At 61.5% G+C, this 17,821-nt stretch carries 13 protein-coding genes; 3 read left to right on the top strand and 10 right to left on the bottom strand.

Annotated features, from left to right (window positions below; all coding sequences use genetic code 11):
• Positions 1–189: 189 nt before the first annotated feature.
• A complete protein-coding gene (locus H556_RS0105375) occupies positions 190–1,809 on the top strand; it encodes a GMC family oxidoreductase (protein ID WP_035302743.1) in 1,620 nt (539 codons plus the stop codon).
• Positions 1,810–1,919: 110 nt separating this feature from the next.
• Positions 1,920–3,395 (top strand): aldehyde dehydrogenase family protein, encoded by a 1,476-nt coding sequence (locus H556_RS0105370; RefSeq protein WP_024353461.1) that lies wholly within the window; start codon positions 1,920–1,922, stop codon positions 3,393–3,395.
• A gap of 294 nt (positions 3,396–3,689) precedes the next feature.
• Here the strand turns inward: H556_RS0105370 and H556_RS16255 are convergent, their stop codons facing one another.
• From H556_RS16255 to H556_RS0105340, 7 genes are all read right to left on the bottom strand, one after another.
• A complete protein-coding gene (locus H556_RS16255) occupies positions 3,690–3,971 on the bottom strand; it encodes a hypothetical protein (RefSeq protein ID WP_155802408.1) in 282 nt (93 codons plus the stop codon).
• Between the two features lie 82 nt (positions 3,972–4,053).
• On the bottom strand, positions 4,054–6,219 hold the full coding sequence (locus tag H556_RS0105365) for a prolyl oligopeptidase family serine peptidase (protein ID WP_155802432.1): 2,166 nt from the start codon (positions 6,217–6,219) through the stop codon (positions 4,054–4,056).
• A gap of 92 nt (positions 6,220–6,311) precedes the next feature.
• Positions 6,312–6,917 carry a TetR/AcrR family transcriptional regulator gene (locus tag H556_RS0105360; RefSeq protein ID WP_024353459.1) on the bottom strand — a complete coding sequence of 202 codons (606 nt, stop codon included), beginning with the start codon at positions 6,915–6,917 and terminating at the stop codon, positions 6,312–6,314.
• A 442-nt stretch (positions 6,918–7,359) separates the two neighbouring features.
• On the bottom strand, positions 7,360–8,742 hold the full coding sequence (locus H556_RS0105355) for an aldehyde dehydrogenase family protein (protein ID WP_024353458.1): 1,383 nt from the start codon (positions 8,740–8,742) through the stop codon (positions 7,360–7,362).
• Between the two features lie 27 nt (positions 8,743–8,769).
• Positions 8,770–10,425, bottom strand: coding sequence for an acetolactate synthase large subunit (locus H556_RS0105350; RefSeq protein ID WP_024353457.1), 1,656 nt, complete (start codon positions 10,423–10,425; stop codon positions 8,770–8,772).
• 459 nt (positions 10,426–10,884) lie between these two features.
• Positions 10,885–11,760 (bottom strand): LysR family transcriptional regulator, encoded by an 876-nt coding sequence (locus H556_RS0105345; protein ID WP_024353456.1) that lies wholly within the window; start codon positions 11,758–11,760, stop codon positions 10,885–10,887.
• Positions 11,761–11,941: 181 nt separating this feature from the next.
• Positions 11,942–12,913, bottom strand: coding sequence for a LysR family transcriptional regulator (locus H556_RS0105340; protein WP_024353455.1), 972 nt, complete (start codon positions 12,911–12,913; stop codon positions 11,942–11,944).
• Positions 12,914–13,213: 300 nt separating this feature from the next.
• On the opposite strand from H556_RS0105340, the gene H556_RS16005 reads away from it, so the two are divergent.
• Positions 13,214–13,699 (top strand): Ada metal-binding domain-containing protein, encoded by a 486-nt coding sequence (locus tag H556_RS16005; RefSeq protein ID WP_081650880.1) that lies wholly within the window; start codon positions 13,214–13,216, stop codon positions 13,697–13,699.
• Here the strand turns inward: H556_RS16005 and H556_RS15585 are convergent.
• The 3 genes from H556_RS15585 to H556_RS0105325 form a co-directional block, all read right to left on the bottom strand.
• Entirely contained in the window at positions 13,669–14,754 is a 1,086-nt protein-coding gene (locus H556_RS15585) for a glycosyltransferase family 4 protein (protein ID WP_024353454.1), read from the bottom strand. The two genes, H556_RS16005 and H556_RS15585, sit on opposite strands and share 31 nt — an antisense overlap.
• Before the next feature lie 428 nt (positions 14,755–15,182).
• Positions 15,183–16,802: an autotransporter domain-containing protein gene (locus H556_RS0105330; RefSeq protein WP_024353453.1), complete on the bottom strand. Its 1,620-nt coding sequence runs from the start codon at positions 16,800–16,802 to the stop codon at positions 15,183–15,185.
• Between the two features lie 162 nt (positions 16,803–16,964).
• Positions 16,965–17,399, bottom strand: coding sequence for a DoxX family protein (locus H556_RS0105325; RefSeq protein WP_024353452.1), 435 nt, complete (start codon positions 17,397–17,399; stop codon positions 16,965–16,967).
• Positions 17,400–17,821 lie beyond the last annotated feature (422 nt).

Raw genomic sequence — 17,821 nt, 5'->3', positions numbered from 1 at the left:
GTAGGCGTACGTGTCCTGCATTCAGTCTTGGTGAATGGTTCTGTGCTGGCTGAAATACAATTAAAAGCAAAATATACTCTCGTTTCCTCGTGGTCGATAGTCGTACCTTGTGTAGGTGTCGCAGTGTAATCAGTAAGTAGAAAAATAGAGTAAGGTGTGCTGGTTTTGCCAGATAGGAAGAGAAGCACTATGGTTGTCGATGGAAAAACTCTCGGTGACGGCGTCGACCGGCGAGCTGTACTTGGTAGCGTTGCCGCGATTGGGGCTGCTGCTGCCTTTGGCCCACAGGCGATCGCTGCTGGCCGCGGATTCGATGTTGTCGTTGTCGGTGGCGGCTCAGCTGGCGCCGTTCTCGCCAACCGGCTCAGTGAAGATGCGTCACGCCGCGTGCTGCTGATCGAGGCTGGCAAGGCCTATGCGCCGGACCAGTATCCGGATGCAGTGCGCCTGCAAACTCTGATCGGGGGGGATCCGGCGCATGACTGGGGCTATACGTCCGAGCCGGACTTTGGGGGGAAGGCGTACCCCGTCCCCCGAGGCAAGGTCCTGGGCGGGTCCTCGGCTGTGAATGCGGGCGTGGCGATGCGAGCGCCCGCCTCTGATTTCGAGCGATGGACCAAAGCCGGTCTTCCTAACTGGACCCACGCTGACGTCCTTCCTTTCTATAAGCGCAGCGAGCGCACGGCCTCGGGCCAGGATGCTTGGCATGGACGCAATGGTCCCTGGCCGATCCATCAGCTCCAGGATGATGAAATCTCTGACATGCAGCGGGCCTTTGTCGCTTCAGCGCAGCAGGCAGGGTTCGACCGAACGGACGACTTCAACTCCGACAAGCCTTTTGGCGTCGGTCCTTATCCCATGAATAACCGTATGGGCCAGCGCCTCAACACTGGCATGACCTATCTGTCGAATGGCGTGCGGGCGCGGCCAAACCTCACTATTCGCAGTGAAACCATGGTCGACACCGTCACCGTGCAAAACGGGCGCGCGACCGGGGTGCGGCTTGTAAGCGGAGAGCATGTCGCCGCCGGCGAGGTCGTTCTGGCGTCTGGGGCCTATGGCTCGCCGGCCATACTGCTCCGATCCGGCATTGGCCCTGCGGCGGACCTGCGGCGCCTGAATATTCCGCTGATAGCAGACTTGCCGGTCGGCCAACGCCTACAGGAGCATCCCTTCTTCTTCACCATCTGGGCCGCCCATCCCGAACGCCTTGGCCTGCCGGTTCCCCCGGTAGGGGCCATCCTTTGGACTGGATCGTCGGGTCCCGGCGCGAGTGACGGCGATCTCCAGGTCAGCGCTGTGCACTATGGCGATCCGCACATGTCGCCCACGGGCGCCATTTTCATGTTGGCGCTGGCCCTTACTCGTCCGCAATCGACCGGTTCAGTTAAGTTGCTGAACCGGGATCCAGCCTCGGCGCCGCAGATCAGATTCAATCTTCTGTCTGCACGGGAAGACCGTCTCCGGCTCATCGAAGGAGTGAAGATGGTGCGAAGGATCGCCGCGACCGGCCCATTGTCCAAGATGATCGCAGCGGAGTTGTCGCCCGGCCCTTCGGTCAACGACGACGCGGCGATCGAGAGCGCGCTCGCAACGTCGATGGACATCTACCACCATCCCACCTCTACGGCGCCGATGGGATCTGACGGCGATCCTCATGCGGTGACCGACTATCAGGGACGGGTGCGTGGCATCGCCAATCTGCGGGTCGCGGATGCCTCGATCTTTCCGGATGTTCCTAGCGTCGCGACCAATCCTTCGGTCATCATGATCGGCGAGCGCGTGAGCGACTGGATCCGCAACGGATAGGCCGATGGCGGGCAACAAAATTGGGCCCGCCTGGACAGGCTCAGGTGGGCTCGATGGCCGCCTAGCCGTCGACGCCGACACACAAATCAATCCAGCAGTGAGTGACTAGAATGGGCGATCATCAGGGTAATGAGCTGCGTTCGGCGGCCCATAATTGGATTAACGGCGAAATGGTAGGCGACGGGCCGATCCGCGAGTCAATTAACCCGGCCACCTATGAGGTGATCGGCGTCTATCCGGACAATGGGATTGCAGCCGCTAAGGCAGCGGTGGCGGCGGCGACGGCGGCCTTCCACGAAACCGGCTGGGCGCATGATAACGAGCTCCGTGCGCGGGTGCTTGATCAACTGGCCGCTGCATTCGAGCGCCACCGGGATCGGTTGCTCGACATCCTCATGCTTGAGAACGGAAAAGTGCGCGCGGAAGCCGCGTTCGAGCTGGACATGATACCGAGCAAACTGCGCTACTCGGCCGCGACAGCCTTGCTTGAAAGCGGACGGGCGGTGACGCCAAAGCCGGGCAGCATCTCGATCATCATGCGGCAACCTATCGGCGTCGCCGCGGTGATCGCGCCGTGGAATTCCCCGGCGATCCTGACGATCCGGTCATTGGCCCCAGCCCTTGCTGCTGGCTGCACCACGGTTATCAAACTTCCCGGCCAAGTCGCGCAGACGGCAAGCGTCATGGCGCAAGTGATGGCGGAGGCGCCGGATTTGCCGAAGGGCGTTATAAATCTGTTTTTCGAAAGCGGTCCGGAGGGGTCGGCTTATTTGGTCGAGGCACCTGAAGTCGCTGCAATCAGCTTCACGGGCAGTACGCGGACTGGTCGGGCAATAGCAGCTGCGGGCTCAAAGCAGTTGAAGCGCTTTGGCATGGAGCTGGGCGGAAAGACGCCAATGATCGTGTTCGAGGACGCCGACGTCGCGGCCGCATTGCCCGTAATCGAGAAGTCCCTCACCGTATTCTCGGGGCAGTTCTGCATGACGGGCTCGCGCTTGCTCGTTCACGCGTCGATCTATGATAAAGTGAAAGATGGGATCGCAGAGCGCCTTCGCAACGTGAAAGTCGGGCCTGCCGCTGACGTGTCGAGTGACATGGGACCGCTGATCGATAAAGCAAACGTCGAGCGCGTGGATGAAGCCGTCGAGGCAGCGATCAAAGGTGGCGCGCGTGTGGTCCTGCGTGGGGGGGCGCCGAAGGACGGACCGCTCGCCAGAGGCGCATTTTATCGACCCGCTCTACTTGAGGTCCAGGATAATCGGCTGCCCATCGCTCAGGAGGAGACCTTCGGCCCTGTGATGACGATCCACCGGTTCCACGATGAACGTGAGGCGATCGCGCTGGCGAACGACAGCGAGTACGGCCTTTGCGCAAGCATATGGACGCAAGATGTCAACCGTTCGTTGCGGGTCGCACGAGCCCTTGAGGCAGGCTCAGTATGGGTCAACGACTGGGCTAAGGTGTATGACAACACTGAGGAGGGCGGCTTCAAACAGTCGGGCTTGGGTCGACTCAATGGCCTCGCTGCGCTCGAGGATTTTCTAGAGCTCAAGCACATCGCCTTGAAGCCTGGCTTGGCTTTTTGACGCCCGTGCATCCTTGCCGAGGTGGGGTCATGTCGCTGCGCTCAGCCTGTGAACGCGCGCCTGACTTCCCTCGGCCGCGGTAGAGCTCATGGCGAGGTGGTCCGCCACGCTATCGGCGCGTCCGAGGCCAAATTTGCGGCCCCTGTCCGCGTGGCGGGCTGCTATGTCGGCTGGTGCATCAGCATGATCGGCGCCTAGTCGCTCCTGCCGTGGGGCCGATCTCTCGTCGCTGTATCTGCACCAGCCCTCAAAACTTGCGTTGCGCCGGCAAACGTCAGGAGGTCGTGGGCGTCGCTAATTGCTTCCGCATTGGTAGCGCGCGGTGATCGTGTAGAGCTGACCGGTCGGCCGCCCGGTCATCTCTATGTTGGAGATGATCCCAGCAAGACGAGCCCGATGACCGCACGCCTCATTGGCTTTGAGCTGACAGAAGCCCGTGTCATAGCCAACTGTACTGTTGCACATCACGGTGACCGAGCGAGAGCCGTCAGACGAGCTTGGCTGTGGTTGACCTGCGCAACCGGCCAAGGTCGCCAGCAGGATCGGTCCGAAAACAAGGAGGGTGAGCTTGGTCATTTAGGCGTACTTTCATGAATGAATGTCGTTGCTCGTTGAGAGCCGAACGCACCCGCCATCGAGGCGAGTCGGAGCGCTACGGTTATTCGTCGCGTGCAGAGAATGGCTTTTGAGTTCCAGCGACGAGGGGCTGAGTAGCTTGTTGTTTGGAGCCAACTGCCTGGCGCGCGGCCAAGGTCGATGATGGATCAAGGGCTTCGCGAACTTTCAACCCAGCCCAATGAGCGGCGAATGCCCACTGGTCGGCATGTAATGCGATCAGCTTGTCCAGTGGCATGCCGGCGCCATGGCCAGCTCTGGTTTCGACCCGGATAAGGCGCGGCCTGTTTCCCAGGTCGGCGGCTTGAAGCGCCGCCACATACTTAAAGCTATGGCCAGGGACGACACGATCATCAGTATCCGCCGTTGTCGCGAGGATCGCCGGATAGTCCCTGCCTCCCCTGACGTTATGATAGGGGGAGTAGCTGATCAGATTGCGGAAATGGACATCTTCCTCGGGATTGCCGAAATCGGACATCCAAAGCGCGCCGCCTGTGAACTTGTGATAGCGTAGCATGTCCATCACGCCGACACCGGGAAGTGCTGCTGCAAATAAATCCGGCCGCTGGTTGGTCACGACGCCGACGAGCAACCCGCCGTTTGACTCGCCCTGGGCCACCAAACCGTCTGTGCTGGTAATTTCTGCAGCTTTGAGAAACTCGCCGGCCGCGATGAAGTCGTCGAAGGCGTTCTGACGGTTCTCGAGCTGTCCCGCTCTATGCCAGGCCCGGCCATACTCTCCGCCTCCGCGGATATTGGCGACTGCCAGAACCCCGCCTTGCTCCACCCAGGCCATCTGCATCGGGTTATAGATAGGCAGCATCGACAGTCCGAACCCGCCGTAGCCATATAGCAGAGTGGGGGCTGGCCCGGTCACGGCCCGGCGGCGAACAGTGAATATTGGTATACGAGCGCCGTCGCTTGACCGATAGAAGTGCTGTTCGACCACGACGTCGTCGAGCTTGGCCGCGAGCCCGGGTTGGGCCCAGACTTCGTAACTGTTGGCGACCGCATTGTAGCGGTAGACGGTGATCGGCGTGTCAAAGCTGGTGAAGAGGAAGAAGGCTTCATCATCAGCCGCCGAACCCTGAAAGCCGCCGGCGGCGCCAATGCCAGGGAGCGCCAGGTCGCCGTCAGGTGCGCCCGTGGTGGTAAAGCGCCTGATTTCGGTTTTTACGTCTACTTGATAGGTGGCGAGCAAGGTGCCGCCCACCAAGGCGGCCTGGCTTAAGACAGCATCGCTCTCAGCCACCACATCGATAGCCTGAGGCTCGTTGTCCGCCATGTCGAAGACAACGATCCTCGCGCGCTCGGCGTCGTGGTTCGTGCGCACGAACAGCTTGCTGCCCTCATTATCAATGATCTGCCAATCTGCAGCGGAGTCCTTGATCAGCGTGCGTGGCGTCCAGTCGGTACTATTGAGATCCACTATGACCAGGTCATTGGAACCGGCCCCAGGGGTGGGGTAGATCGCGAGATACCGTCCCGTTGCAGTTCGTTTTAGCGGAACAAGAAAGGTGGGGCGGCTTGAGTCTGCATAGATCAGTCGATCATCGGACTGTGGTGTTCCTAGTGCGTGGAAGTAGACCGCATGATTGGCGATTCCTGCGCTGGCGCTCGTACCGTCGGGTTCAGGAAAGCGCGCATAGAAGAAGCCAGATCCGTCTGGAGCCCAGGCGATATCGGTGAAACGGGCCCATTTGACGGTATCGATAAGAATGTCGCCGGCGTCGACATCAAGAACCTGAATCGTCCGCCAGTCTGTTCCGCCCTGTTGCACGCTATAGGCCACTAGTCGTCCATCGTCAGAGGGCGCCCATTCCGCGAGAGCGTCGCCGCTGTCTTCCGACCAGCTGTTAGGATCGATCAGCGCTCTCGCGGGGCCATCACGCCCTGCTCGCATGTGCAAGGCGGGCTGATTTTCCTGGCCAGAACTGTGGGTATAGAAATAACGTTCTCCACGTTTGACCGGGACGGAGTACTGGTTGAAGCTCGATAGAGCTTTCATTCTTTCTGCAAAAACATCTCGTCCTGGTATGGACGCCAGATGTTGCTGCGTGAGGTGGTTCTGTATTTCAACCCACTGCGCTACTTGCGTGTCGCTGTGGACATTGTTTTCGAGCCAGCGGTATGGGTCTGCAACCTCTTGGCCAAAATGGACCCCAACAACCGGATCTTGTCTGGTGTGAGGGTAGGTGATCGGTCGCATTTCTAGCTCCATGTCGGGTTGGGCGGCCGCAGAGCCGGGAATTAACAGAGCCAGGGCGGACAGGACGGGAGGCAGGCGCATAATGACCTCGGTCAGGATTGAAATGAGCTTGGAGCGTCTGCCGTCTTCCCAGCAGGCAATGGCACTGGGTCGCAGAATGGGACCGTGCTGACAGCGCGGATGGCATCAGCTATTCGGGCCACCACCTGCGATGGCGTGATGACTTCGCTGCGTTCGCTCACGGCAAGGCTGATGTCTTCATCGACTGTTCGCATGGCGGCGGAGACGGCCGCTGCGCACAGACGAATGGCGAACTCATCAGGCGACCGATCCAGCCGTGAAGCAATGATCTCGATAAGTCCGCGCTCACCTAGCTGGCACGCTAAGAGCCAGGTGGCTCGCAAGTCGGGCTCATTTGGCAGGATGCCAAGGAGCTGTACGATCAACCGGTTGTCCCCGGTGGTCGTCTCAGATTGTCGATCAAGGGCGAAAGTTTCGAGGAGGTGGTCTTCGATTGAGATCAGGCGAGACCATCGGCGCATATGCTCAGTAAAACGAAGCGCCGACTGCGACAGAAGCGGCTCGACGCAGCTCTCCTTAGTCCGAAATAGCCGCCAAACCGTTCTCTCTGACACGCCAGCGGCGGCGGCTATCTCTTTACCGCTCGTGCCGGAGACGCCCTTGGTCAAGAATAGCATGGCTGCATGCCGAGCGATTGCGAGGCGGGGATCGGGGCGGGCGATGACGTACTCCCATGTCTGTCATGAACTGCCAGTTTTGTGGCAGTAACTGCCAAATGGGGCGAGTTTTGGGCCCGGATCGCCTCGGACGCTTGGATGAGCGTAAGGCAAGCGGGTCATCGGCTGCCCATTAAGGCGCCCTTGCTCCTTGCATTGAGGCTGGTTCAGAAAACTTTTGACTCGGCCTTCGCCGCGACCTTTTCGAGCGTCCGATGTGAGGCAAGTCGACCTTGATGCGACGGCAAGATCGACGTGTTCGAGCTTTGCGACTGGGCCCGTCAGGCAGGCTTCTGTCCTGCGTCGCTGCTACGATTTTAATGAGAGCGTTCTAAGCTGTTCGGGTTTGAACGCCGTCGGGATTGGCATCGCAAGGAGAGTTCCGACCAAGATAACGGGGCGGTCAGCTTCTGCGTAGAAGCACCATTTTCTCCTGCGCCAAGTCGCGCATACTGTAGGGAATACCGCCAACGCCGTAGCCGGATTCGCGGCGGCCGGCGAAGGGCATCCAGTCCGTGCGGAATGCGGTGGGATCGTTGATCATCACGGCTGAAGCGTCGAGGCGGTCGGCAGCGCGCATCGCAGCGTCGATGTCTTGTGCGAAGATACTGGCTTGGAAAGCTGTGGGCAGGGCGTTCGCTCGGCCAATGGCCTCGTCGAGCTCCGTGAAGCGATAGACCGCGATTGCTGGGCCAAAAATCTCCTGTGTCGAAATTTTCGAGTCGGCAGCAGGATCGAGCAGCACCGTCGGCTGTACGGTCGTGTCCGAAAGGCGCGCGCCGCCGGTCGCCATGGCGGCCCCGCTTCTGATCGCGTCGCTGATCCACTCCATGACTCGATCGGCCTCGCGCGGAAGGATTAGCGGCCCCACCTCTGTGTCAGCCAGGGTCGGGTCCGCGACGCGTAGTTCTTCGACGCGACCGACGAGTCTTTGAGTGAATTCGTCGGCGACGCTGTCGTGAACGTAAATGCGCTGCGTTGACACGCAGACCTGCCCTGCGTGGTAAAAAGCGCCCTTGACGATCGGCTCGATGACCTTGCCGAGATCAGCGCTGCGGTCGACGATAGCCGGCGCGGCGCCTCCGTGTTCCAGCGCCGAACGGGCCCCCGGGGGGAGCTTCGAGCGCAAAGACCACCCTACCTTGGCCGAGCCTATGAAGCTTAAGAAAGCGATGCGCCTGTCAGTCGCTAGTTGTTCAGCCAGGGCGTTGTCCTCGACAATCAAGCTCTGGCACCACGGCTCAGGTAGGCCTGCCTCGTGGACAAGCGCCAAGAAGTCCAAGCAGGATAGCGGCGTCGTAATCGCGGGCTTGATGATGACAGGACAGCCGACAGCAATCGCGGGCGCGACTTGATGGACAATCAGGTTAAGCGGGTGATTGAAGGCTGAGATCGCTGCGACGATCCCGATCGGCTCCTTGGTGGTGAAGGCCCAGCGGTTGTCCGCTGCCGCCGACAGCCCCATGGGGATTTCTCGACCTGAGAAATTGCGCAGTTCGTCCGCAGCATTGTGGACGCCGTCGATGGCGCGGTTGGTCTCAACGATAGCGTCGGGCAACGGCTTGCCGCCTTCGCGCGCGATTTGTCTGGCGAAGTGGTCGCGTTTGCCTTCCATCAGCGCTGCTAGCTTTCGCAGTATCGCCATGCGCTGATGAGGTTTGAGCCAGTTGTCACGATCTTTGAAGGTGCGATGGGCGGCTTCAAGCTTGCGCTCCAACGCTGCGGCATCGTCAGTTTCGATCTCCCGGATCGGTGCGCGATCAAAAGCCTGTACGACCTTAATCATTGCAGCGTACCTCAACCCTTCGTCCCATCACCTGCAGTCCACGTTCGGCGTGCGATTGCGTAGCTCGTCCACAAGAACGCGTGTGTTTTCTGAATAGTCGATCGGCACCTCGACTAGATGGACGCCTCCGCCGACGAAAGCTGCCTCCAGTGTCGGTGCGAGTTGCTCGACCGCGCTTACCCGAGAAGCTTTCGCGCCATAGGCCTCGGCATATCGTACGAAATCCGGATTGCCGAAGCTCATGCCGAAATCGGGGAAGCCGTCCACTGCCTGCTTCCAACGGATCATTCCGTAGGCGCTGTCGTTCAAGATGACCACGACCAGGTTCAGCCCAAGCCGCACCGCCGTCTCCATCTCCTGCGAGTTCATCATGAAGCCGCCGTCGCCGCACACTGCCATCACGCGCCGGTTTGGGTAGATCATCGCCGCCATCATCGCCGAGGGCAGGCCGGCTCCCATCGTGGCGAGCGCATTGTCGAGCAGCAGGGTGTTGGCGACATGGGTGCGATAGTTGCGAGCGAACCAGATTTTGTACATTCCGTTGTCAAGGCACACGACGCCGTCTTTCGGCATCACCTGACGGACGTCATGGACAAGGCGCTGGGGCGTCACCGGGAAGCGGTCTTCCTCTGCACGGTCGTTGATCCGGGCGAGAATTTTCCGACCTAGTTCGAGCATGCCTTCGTCGGGGGTCAGGCGGTTTTCTAGTCGTTGAGCGAGCCCTTCGACCGAAGCTCCGATGTCGCCGAGCACCTCGAGGCTAGGTTGGTAGACCTGTTCGACAGTGGCGGATTGATAGCCGATATGGACGATCTTCGGTCCAAGGTTGCTCGTCATTAGGAAGGGGGGCTTCTCGACGGTATCGTGTCCGATGGCGAGGATAAGATCGGCGCGCCCCACTGCCTCGTGCACATAGTCGCCTTCCGAGAGCGCTGCAGTGCCCATGTAGAAGTCTGAGTTGCCGGTCACAGCGCCCTTGCCCATCTGGGTGTTGAAGAAGGGCAACCGCGTACGCGCCACGAAACTCGATAGAGCTTCAACCAGAGCAGGACGATTGCCGCCGGCGCCGATCATCACCAGCGGCCGCTTGGCGGCGCGGATTGCCTCGGCAGCCCTGTCGAGCGCGACGGCGCTGGCCACGGGGTTATCGAGCGCATGACGTGCGATGACCGAAATATGCTCAATCGTTTCCGCTGCGACGTCCTCCGGGAGTTCCAGGTGCACCGGCCCTGGTCGCTCTTCCATCGCAAACCTGAAGGCGTCTCGGACTGTCGCAGGGATGCTGGCGGCGTTGATGATCTGGCGGGTCATCTTGGTGAGGGGCTTCATCGAGGCGACGACATCGACGATCTGAAAGCGAGCCTGCTTGGCGCTCCTTACCGGCTTCTGGCCGGTGATGAGGATCATCGGCATGGCGCCGAGGTGGGCATAGGCCGCGCCAGTCGAGAAATTGAGCGCGCCCGGTCCGAGGGTGGCGAGACAGACGCCGGGTCGTCCGGTAAGCCGTCCATGCGTCGCCGCCATGAAGGCGGCCGCCTGCTCGTGCCGCGTCAGCACCAATTCAATGCTGGAGGTCCGAAGCGCCTCCAGAAGGTCTAAATTTTCCTCGCCTGGCACACCGAAGATACGGTCCACGCCTTCGTTCTCAAGCGCGGCGACGAAAAGGTCAGATCCCTTAGGCATAGCTTCACCCTCTGTGGCGTTAGTCGTGGGAGATGTTCACAGCGAACGTGTGCAGGAAGTGCTCTCGACGCAAAATCGGCCATTCGCGGTTTGGTGGCGGACGATCGATCGTTGGCGATGCGGCCTTTTCTCAACGGCGAATATGCCAGGACACGCTTCTTCATTCACCGTAATGTTCTAGTCGCGGTGCGATAGCGTCCTTAGTTGCAGATCTATGTCGTCCCATTGGGAACGATGCCCCGACGCCGTGCTCGGAATTAGATCAGCATGGCCGTGCCGACCGGCGGACTAAGACCGACACAAGGGCGCTCGAGGTCGCGGCTGGCGATCACGGTCGCGACACGAAGTGAGGCAGGTCGCCAAGGCGCTGCTCTCCCATCCTGAAGATCAGCTCCGAAATCTAATTTTAAGTGCGCGAGGCCGCTGCGGACGCTCGCGGTTCTTTGCAGGCGCTCTGGATCAATCGTTCGTAGTCGATCCAAAACGTTCAATGAGCATCTCTGTCAGCACTCTCACCTTGCGTAAGGGGTGCGGATTTGGCGGGTAGCTTACGTAGATCGCCATATCCGGAACAGGGTAGCGGGTCATGACGGGCACAAGGGAGCCGGAAGCAAGATGTTCTTCAACCGCCGGAACAGGCAGTCCTGCAATTCCCAACCCCGCCAAAGCCGCGGGTACAAGTGCGATGCCCGCGTCGGCCTTGAAACGACTATTCATCTTCATTTCGATAAGCGTGTCGCCATCCATAGCGGGCCACACTTCGTTGCCCAAAAGCGCCTGGTGGGTCCTCATTTCTTCAGGCGTTTCAGGTGATCCATACTTTTCAATGTAGGCGGGACTCGCGACATATATGGCGCTCATCGGGCCAACACGCTTCGTGGGCAGGCTCGACTGACTTCGGCGACCGTACCAGATGCCGCAGTCGAAGCCTTCCGCAATCAGATCGATCATTCGGTCTGAATAGCAGGTGTGCACGTGCAGCTGTGGGTGCTGCTGGGCAAGGGCTGTGATCACCGGAGCGAAATGCGTCGAGCCGAAAGTCAGGGGCGCAGCTACGCGGAGGAGACCGCGCAAATCGCCAGCCGGCAGGATTGTCTCCTGGGCGATGTCGATGTCGGAGCAAATCTTCGCAGCATGATCACGGAATGTGATGCCGGCCTCGGTTAGCGCGGCGCCGCGTGTGGTTCGCGCCAGCAACTGCACGCCCAGGGCCGCCTCGAGGCGAGCCAGTCGACGACTGACAACTGATTTGGACAAACCAAGTCGCCGTGCGGCTGGTGTCACACCTCCCGTGTCGGCGACCTCCACGAACGTCCTGAGCTCGTCGATGTTCATGTCGCGTCCCTATTTCTGCGACAAGTTTGGCCGCGTCGGGTGGCTATGTATCGCAAACAGGAATGATGCTGTCCACATAATCGGAGGAGCGCGCGCAAGGCCACGACACGCCAAACGTCGTAAGTTTGAGGGCGAATTCTTCGACCGCTCGCTCTCCTGTCTCGTCTCCGCGAAACAGGGATCAGCCGCTTATGGTAGGAAGGCGACAGCTTCCCGCTACGCTATCACTGATTGCTGTGTCGGACGGTTTAGCGGTCGAAGCCGCGATGGGCTCGGCATCCATCACGTGCGGGTTGAAGCGTGCGATGAGAAGCTCGGTGAGGGCTCGGAGCTTTCTAGTCGGATACTGGCTCGGCGGCCTGACGACGAATATCCCTGCTGGCTTGAGCGGGTAGTCAGCCATAATCGACACGAGCGCGCCTGAAGCGATATGCTCGGCGACGAGCCCCTCCGGCAGATTGGCGATCCCAAGCCCGCCCAGAGCGGCGGTAACCAGGGCCAAGCTATTGTCGGCTTTGAACCGCCCTTGGGGGTGGACCGTGATGACTCTCTCGCCGTCCATGAAGAGCCAGGTCTCCGTGCCCTGCATGAGAGCCTGGTGTGCGGCGAGCTCTGCGGGGGTCTTCGGCGTCCCGTAAATCTCGATGTAGCCTGGGCTCGCGACCAGCTTGCCGTGAAATGGACCTACCCGCCTTGCGATTAGGTTTGAGTCCTGCAAGTGCCCCAGTCGGAGCGCGCAATCAAAGCCTTCGGCGACGATGTCTACGATGCGGTCAGTATAGCTTGTATGGACGTCCAGATGTGGGTGACGGTGCGCCAATTCCGCGATTATTAAGGAGAGATGTGTCGGTCCGAAGGAAAGCGGTGCGGCGATCCTAAGGCGTCCGCGCAAGCTGCCTGTTGGTTGGATAGTTTCTTTGGCGACGTCAAGCTCTGCGCAGATTTTCGTTGCGTAATCGCGAAAAGTAGCTCCAGCTTCAGTCAGTGTCGTGCCGCGCGTTGTTCTTTCAATGAGCTTTACGCCCATTTCGTCTTCGAGATGTACTAAGCGGCGGCTAACAATAGACTTGGCGATACCAAGTTTTCGCGCGGCTGATGCGACCCCGCCAGCCTCTGCGACCGACACGAAAGTCCGTAGCTCTTCGACATCCACCCTTGCGTTCCTGTTTGGGCGACATGGTGTATCAATTCTGGTGCTACCATGGCGCGGGAGGCGCTTGCAACTGTCTGTCGATTTCGTGGCAGGCGGCGGGTTCAGTCGCCTGCCCCCATCAATCGGGGGCTAGGCCAGACGGACATGCTCCAGCGTGTTGGGAGCATCGCCCCGACTGGAAGAGCGGGGGCGCCTAATGCGCCGTTGAGCATCTGCGCGACCCTAGACTGCGATCTAGCCGGACCATAAGGCGGAGAGGAGGTCGCGGCGTCTTCAAAAAGGGGGCGATGGAGACGCTAAGTGTCGAACCTTTTGACCTCCGGGCCGCTGGCGGCCAACTATACTCAGCGGCAAGACCGCGTTGCCGCCTATCTGGCCCGATCCGCTGCAGCGGACGATCGTTTCTGGTGTTCAGTGGTCACGACGGGCGTCTATTGCAGGCCGTCATGTCCGTCGCGCCATGCGAGGCTTGAACACGTGCGCTTCCATGGCAGTCTCGCCGAAGCGCGTCGCACCGGCTTCCGACCCTGCCGGCGCTGCCATCCTGAGGATCGGTCGCTCGGCGAGGAGCGGGCAGCCCTGGTGGCGCGGGCCCAAACGCTAATCCGGGAGCGCCTGGGGCGGATTTCGAGCGCCGAACTGGCGGACGCGCTCGGCGTTAGCCGCGGCCATTTTCACAAGGTCTTCCGGTGCGTGACGGGGCAGACGCCAGGCGTCTTCAAGCGGCAGATTGGCGTGTTCGCGCCCGTATCCCTTCAGGATTCGTTGGGAACCGGCCAGTCCTGAACGCCCGAGGCGCTCCTTTCCAAAGCGCCGGCGCGTCTGAGACAGCGTTGGCGGGCGCGCTCAACGATCGCCATGCGAGCGGTGTCGAGTTGAGCGGCGCGCGGCCCGGGAGCGTGCACCAGCTCAACATAGGCCTGGGCGGCACGCGCCAGACTGAGCCGTTCCTCTGGGTGCGTGATCAGCCGCTCTGCTGCGGCGACCAGCGCCGCCGGCGTGACTCGATTGAGATACAGGGCATGCGGCCCGCTCGCTTCCCTAAGGCCGCCGCGTCCAGAAGAGACAAGGGCGGCGCCCGCAGCGTGGGCCTCAAGGGCGGTCAGTCCGAACGGCTCGGCCCAGGTCGAGGGGACGAGGGCGATTGCGGCCCGCTTCATCCAGGAGCGCACCTCTGCGAGCGGCGCCGAATGCAACAGGCGCACCCGGTCCCCGTAGCGCCGGAGCGGGGCCACGTGCGGTTCGGCCCAGAGCCGATGCTCTTCCCAGTCATTCAGCATCAGAACGGCATTCCAGTCGGGGTGCCGGTCGAGGATGGCGGGCAGCGCTGCGCAGATGACATCGACGCCTTTCTCCGGCATCGCGCGGCCGGCGAATGCGATCAGGGGTTCACGGTTTTCGGGCGGCGCGCGCCAGTCGGCCGCCTCGATGGGATTGGGCACCGCCCAGGCGCGGTCAGCAAGGTGGGGGAAGGTCTCGGCGAACAGGGCGCGCTCGGCTTCGCTGACGAAGATCATTCCGTCCATGCGGTCATAGCGGCGGCCGTAGCGCCAACGATCGATCGCGTGGCGCGGCGGCTTTACGGCATTGTGGCGATAGAGGATGTGGGCCGCCCTCGGGAGGCGGCGGGCGACGGCCACGGCCTGTTTGACCTGCTGGTGGTATTCGACGATCTCGGGATCGAAATCCTGCAAGGCGGCAATGAGCGTCGGCGTGCGGGCGCGGCCGGGAGGCAGGAGTATGAGGCCGCCCATCGCGTGATCCGCGGCGCCATCGTCGCAGAAGATCCGCAGGTCATGGCCCGTTCCAGCGCGAAGGAGCGTGCGGACGACCGTTTCCATCGAATTAGGCCTGGAGCTGGAAAACTGACTGCCAGACGGCAGGACGATAGCGGTTCTCATGAGGCGCTCGGTGGTTTGCAAATTTCTAGGTCAGCGGGGGCGATGGCCGTGACCGTGAGTTTGGGGCGACGCGCCCCGCCGCCGCCCATCTCGGCGGAGCGATGCGATCAAGCAGAGGGCGCCCGGCGCAGGAGCCGACCGCCTTCTTCGGACAAGCCGCCCTTGACCGGCGCGGCTTCCTGCGGACCGGCGTGGGGGCGGGCGAGCGAACGAAGCCGTCGGGCTTGCAGCCGTTCCGAAAGAGGGCGTGAGGGCCGGGGACCGACGCCGAGGCGCCGGTCCCCGAAGGCGATCAGCAAGGATATCTGATCGCCCTGAAAGCCTGCGGCGCGCCAGGGGGGCTAGTGGGGGGCCGCAGGCCAACTGGGTCAAAAGCGGTATCGCGCCCCGATGCGCAAACCGCCGCCGTTCTGGCCGTCTCCGAAGCGTCCTTCGCCTTGGACGTAAGCCTGGAGATGCTGCGTCAGACTCACTTGGACGCCGGCGAGGGCCCGTCCGTAGGTCTCGGGGCCAGTGAGCTCGATTGCGTCGTTGAGCTTGTTGGAGGCCAGGGATCCCTTCTGAGCGGCGTCGAAGTCGTGCACGAGTTCGAGGCCGGCCGACAACTCCAGATGACGCCCTTCGGCGAAGACGTAACGGGTTAGGGCTCGCCCCCCGAGCCGACCCGAGAAGCCGTCGCGGTCGTCCAGGACCACCTGCTGCCCAAGGACCGCCAGGTCGTCGACGCTGGTCGACAGGTAGTCGAGGCCGACAATCGGATCGAAGGCGATGGGGCCGAGGTGGATCCGATGTCCCGCTTCCAGGCGCACGCCCCAGCTGAGACCGTCGGCGTTCGTCTTGAACCCGGCGGCGCCGTCCTCGATCGCCAAAGCGTGATGGTCCACCTTGATCAGGGCGGTCGCGTAGAAGTCGTCGCGACGCCAGGCTCCATAGACGCCTAGGTTAAAGGTCTGCATGTTGATCGACTGACCGGACCCCTGGAAAGACAGCGTTGAGTCGACGTAGCCGCCGGTCAGGCCGAAAGCCGTATCCCCGCCGGCCAGTTGCGGCGCGCCGAGCGACACGCCCATCTGGCCGCCGATCAGGTCCTGATCATATTCCAATTCGCGGTCGGCGCCGTCGCTATCGCGTGAGATGCGAGAGCCATGAGCGACGGCCCAGAGGCGACCGCCCTCGCCGCCTGCGGCGCGCACCATGGCCTGTTCCGTGTCGAAGGCCTCAGCCGACGATCGCCAGGCGAACCGCAGCCCTTCCACGGCTCTTACGCTCTGCAGGACCGAGCGTCCGGCTGTGGCGTCCAGCATATAGGCCAGTCCTTTCGGGTCGTAGGTCAGGCGGTAGCGCACCAGTCCCTGGTCGGGAGCGGCCAACCTGAAGGCGTTGGCGGTTGAGCCGGCTCCAACGGAAATGAGCTTGATCGGTGATGCGAAGAGGGTGGCCTGCTCTGGTTTGAGCGCAGCCAGACTTACATGGGTTAGTCCCGAAGCCTTGCCCATCACTACGAGGCTGTCTGATGCTCCGCCGCTCACATCTAGCGCGAGGCGGGCGTCTCCGGAGGCGGAATAGGCGCCGGAGAGGGTGAGGCTGTCGCCGACGCCGCCGTTGCGAAGATCAATCCGGCCGCCCTCATTGGCGAACTGCTCCAGGCCGTTGAAAGCGAGTTTGAGAGGCGTGCCGGACTGGCCGAACCGAACCGTCCCGCCCTTGTTGGTGAAGAGATCCTTCCCGGCTCCAAAGTCGCGGCTGGCGGTCAGGACCAGGGTGTCGGTGTTGATCACGTGGTCGTCGCCGTCAGACAGCGGCTGCGCGCTTTCGATCGAGCCTAAGCCGCCGACGATGAGCACGGTCCCGTCCCGCATCCAGGCTGGCGTGCGTTCGATCTGAGCCGCGGCCGGAGATGTGACCGAAAGAGTCGCGGCCACGGCGGCGCTGGACAAGGGCAGAGCACGGTGGCCGCCGGCGAGAACTGCGACGAAGAAACTGGACATGAAGGTTTCCCTGGAACCCGCCTGCTAGTCGGCGAGGCGGCGCCGCGCTTGCGGCCCTTCAGGAAAGACGCCGCACTGGGCCTTGAGCCTTATGGGGAGGCGGCAATTTGCGGGGAAAGCTCAGATCTGCGACGACCGCTGCGGGACTAGCGACAAAGGCCCCTAGCCGGTTCGGCGCCGACGGCCAGCCAATACTGCCGCGGCCATGCCCAATAGAGCCAGGTTCATCGCAACCGCGCCGGGCTCCAGCCTCAGGCCGTGGACCACGATCATTATAGTCGCGAGCGCGCTGATCAGGGCTGCGCCGATCAGAAGGGGAAATCGCGCGAAGTTCCCGAATATGAGAGGTGACGCCGACGTCAGCCCAAGCGCTATCTCGAACCAGCCCAGAGCGCGCACCAAACTCTGCTGGTCGGCGCGCGCCCATCCGAGGAGGATCTCCAAAGAAGTCATGGGCTCGGCGACTTTAGCGTAGCCAGCCCCGATAAGGAGCATCGCCATCCACCCCTGGAAGGTCCAGAGTGTCAAATTCGCAACGTTCTTGCGTTGGCGCTGCTGAGCGATGGTGAGCAGTTGAGGGGCGGTGTTGTTAAACACAGGGTCGCCTCATTTGATTTTGGTGGGATTTTTACTTTCGAGAGCGAGTCCCTAGAGGTAATAATGTAAATGGTTTCAGGGATGGCTCGGTTGTTGATGGGGAGTATTGCTTAGGATGGGCTTAGAATACTGCGTTCTAAGGTGCGTGCGGTAGCGTCAGGTTGTGGGCAACAGAGTCTCAGTTTTTGGAACGGTCTCAGCAGAGACAAAGTTGTTTTGAGCGCTTAGGTTTGGGTTCGTCAGGGCAACCCGTGCTGCCGTCGCAGGCTTCCGGCGAGGGTGAGGCTCTGATCGCATGGCATCTTGATCGATGGCTGCAACTACTCTGAACCCGACAGCCTCAGGTTGAAGAAAATGAACATTTCTCGACGTTTGCTAATATTCGCCCTAAGCGTTACAGTTCTGACGACGGTCTCGCCGAT

The sequence above is a fragment of the Brevundimonas naejangsanensis DSM 23858 genome (assembly GCF_000421705.1).
Lineage (GTDB): Bacteria > Pseudomonadota > Alphaproteobacteria > Caulobacterales > Caulobacteraceae > Brevundimonas > Brevundimonas naejangsanensis.
This window is presented reverse-complemented; position numbering and strand designations above follow the sequence as displayed.